At 62.9% G+C, this 2,889-nt stretch carries 3 protein-coding genes; all 3 read right to left on the reverse strand.

Annotation, left to right across the window (positions count from 1 at the left end; translation table 11 throughout):
* On the reverse strand, positions 1–155 hold a 155-nt coding region (locus VFL62_RS07170), incomplete at its 3' end, for a DUF1028 domain-containing protein (protein WP_325171674.1).
* Between the two features lie 167 nt (positions 156–322).
* Positions 323–2,125: a gamma-glutamyltransferase family protein gene (locus VFL62_RS07175; protein ID WP_325171672.1), complete on the reverse strand. Its 1,803-nt coding sequence runs from the start codon at positions 2,123–2,125 to the stop codon at positions 323–325.
* A gap of 101 nt (positions 2,126–2,226) precedes the next feature.
* A partial coding sequence (locus tag VFL62_RS07180) for an ABC transporter ATP-binding protein (RefSeq protein WP_325171673.1) occupies positions 2,227–2,889 on the reverse strand: 663 nt, incomplete at its 5' end.

The following is a 2,889-nucleotide window of genomic DNA, read 5'->3' on the forward strand; positions in this document are numbered from 1 at the left end:
ATCCCGTAATAGGGATTGACCAGCGCCTGCGTCGCGATGCCGCCAAGTCCGGCCGCGATATGCGGCACGCGCGAGCCGACCGCGAAGAATTTGGTGGCGACTGCGATTCCGATCTGGCCGGTGGCATTGTCTTTGGCAATGGTCGACCAGGTCATGCGCCTAGCGCTCCGATTCCGAAGTTCGCAGGCTATCGCGGCGACCTCTGATGCGAACTTCGGAATCAAAGGAGCTCTAGCAACTTATTAATTCTAGTGCGGCTTTGAATTTGAAGATCCTATGACGAACTTGCGGCCACACTGATAGGAACTTCAAATTCGCTGCACTAGCGTCCGGCGGCGTAACCCTGCATGCCGCGGGCGTTGGCGGCGGCGCGGCGGCGGACCCCGATTTTCGAGGCAGCGGTGAGGCGGCCCTCGGACCAATCCGGGCCGACCTCGACGATATGTCCGCGCTCGCGCAAGTCATCGATCGTGGCCTTGGGCACGCGATTTTCCACCACCATCACGCCGGGACGCGCGGTGCGCGGCCAGAACGAGATCGGGAAATGCTCGGAGTGCCAGGCCGGCGCGTCGATCGCCTCCTGCAGATTCATTTTCGCATGGACATGCCGCAGGAAGAATTGCGTGATCCATTGATCCTGCTGGTCGCCGCCGGGCGAGCCCCATGACAGGTATGGCTCGCCGTCGCGCAAGGCCATCGTCGGCGAGAGCGTGGTGCGCGGGCGCTTGCCCGGCGCGAGCGAGGCCGGGTGGCCTTCCTCCAGCCAGAACATCTGCGCGCGGCTGCCGAGACAAAAGCCGAGTTCGGGAATCACGGGCGAGGATTGCAGCCAACCGCCGGAGGGCGTCGCCGAGATCATGTTGCCGGCCTTATCGATGATGTCGAAATGGACGGTGTCGCCGCGGACTTCCCCGAAACGCCCGACAGTGGGCTCGCCCGCGCCCATCGCGCCGACCGCTTCGCGCTGGCCTTCCTGGCGGCGGAGTCTTACCACGCCGCCAAAGCCTTCGACCGAACCGGGGATAAAATCGAGCGAAGCCTTGTCCGAGATCAACTTGCGCCGTTCGTCATTATAGGCATCCGACAATAACGTTGCGATCGGGACCTCCGTGAACTTCGGATCGCCGTAAAACTTCTCGCGGTCGGCATAAGCGAGCTTGGCGCATTCAATCTGGGTATGGATGAATTCGGGCCCCGTGGGATCGAGTCCATCGAGCTGGAAGCCCTTGAGCAACGCCAACTGTTGCAGCATCACAGGGCCCTGGCTCCAGACGCCCCCCTTGCAAACGGTATAGCGGCCGTAGTCGTAGGTCAGCGGAGCTTCGACGGTCGGCTGCCATTTCGCCATGTCGTCGGCCGACAACACGCCGCGGTGCGGCGACCCCGACACGTCCATCACTTCCTGGGTGCGGCAGAACCTGTCGACGGCCTCGGCGACGAAGCCTTTCGACCATGCCTTGCGCGCGGCTTCGATCTGCGCCTCGCGATTGCCGCCGGCGCTCTCCGCTTCTTTAAGGATGCGCGTATAGGTTTCGGCAAGCTTCGGATTGGTGAAGATCACGCCGGGCTTCGGCACTTCGTTGTTCGGGAGATATACCGCAGCCGAGGTGGTCCAGTATTTCCGGAACAGTTGTTCGACGGTTTTGACGGTAGCTGCCGCGCGTTCCAGGAACGGATAGCCGTCGCGGGCGTAAGCGATGGCCGGTTCCAGCACGTCCCGGAGCCGCATGGTGCCGTAGTCACGGAGCAGCAGCATCCAGGATTCGAACGTTCCGGGAATGCAGGCCGCGAGCAGGCCGGTGCCAGGCACCATTTCCAGCCCTTCGCTCTTGTAATGGGCGATGGTGGCCCGCGCTGGCGCGGGGCCCTGGCCGCAGATCACCTCGACGCGGCCACGCTTGACGTCATGCACGATGATCGGCACGTCGCCGCCGGGGCCGTTCAAATGCGGTTCGACCACTTGCAAGGTGAATGCGGTCGCGACGCCTGCATCGAAGGCGTTGCCGCCTTTTTCCAGGATACCCATGCCAACGGCGGTCGCGATCCAGTGGGTCGAGGTCACCACGCCGAACATGCCCTCGATCTCGGGGCGGGTGGTGAAGGGATCGGGATTGATATGGCTCATGGGCTTATCCGTGCTTTTTGACGTTTCTTATGAATGGGGCGGCAATTGACCACAGCCGGAGGGCTCTGCCAACTGGCAGCCCGGCGTTACCGATGCTGTGATCATACGCCGATGGCGGCTTCCGCGGGACTGTTAACGGCATGGCAGGCCACCCCCTCGATCAGCCTTGGCGCCTCGCGGCGGCAAAGATCAAAGGCCAGAGGGCAGCGGGGGTTGAAGGAACATCCCGACGGCGGATTGATCGGGTTCGGAATTTCGCCCTTTACCGGGATGCGCTGGCGCCCGGACATTGCAAGGTCGGGAACCGCGCCCAATAGCATCTTGGTGTAGGGCATTTTCGGCGCATCGAACAACTGGCGCGATGGCGCGATCTCGACCACGCGGCCGAGATACATCACCCCGATCCGATTTGCCATGTGGCGGACGACCGCGAGATTGTGGCTGATGAAGAGGTAGGTGAGGCCGAACTTGTCCTGCAGGTCGCGCATCAGGTTGAGGATCTGCGCTTGAACCGAAACGTCGAGCGCCGAGGTCGGCTCGTCGCAGACGATGAATTCGGCCTCGGACGCCAGTGCGCGCGCGATCGCGATGCGCTGGCGCTGGCCGCCGGAAAACTCATGCGGAAATTTCCAGCCATCGTCGGCATGCAGGCCGACCAGGCCGAGCAATTCGCCGACGCGGGCGCGAATATCAGCTTCGCTTTTCAGAAGCTCGAAGGCGCGGATCGGCTCGGCGATGATGGCATCGACCCGAAGCCGCGGGTT

The organism is Bradyrhizobium sp., from assembly GCF_035701725.1.
Classification (GTDB): domain Bacteria; phylum Pseudomonadota; class Alphaproteobacteria; order Rhizobiales; family Xanthobacteraceae; genus Bradyrhizobium.

Excerpts from the sequence above, each read along its gene's own strand:
- VFL62_RS07175 (WP_325171672.1), bottom strand. The coding sequence starts at position 2,125 with ATGAGCCATATCAATCCCGATCCCTTCACCACCCGCCCCGAGATCGAG.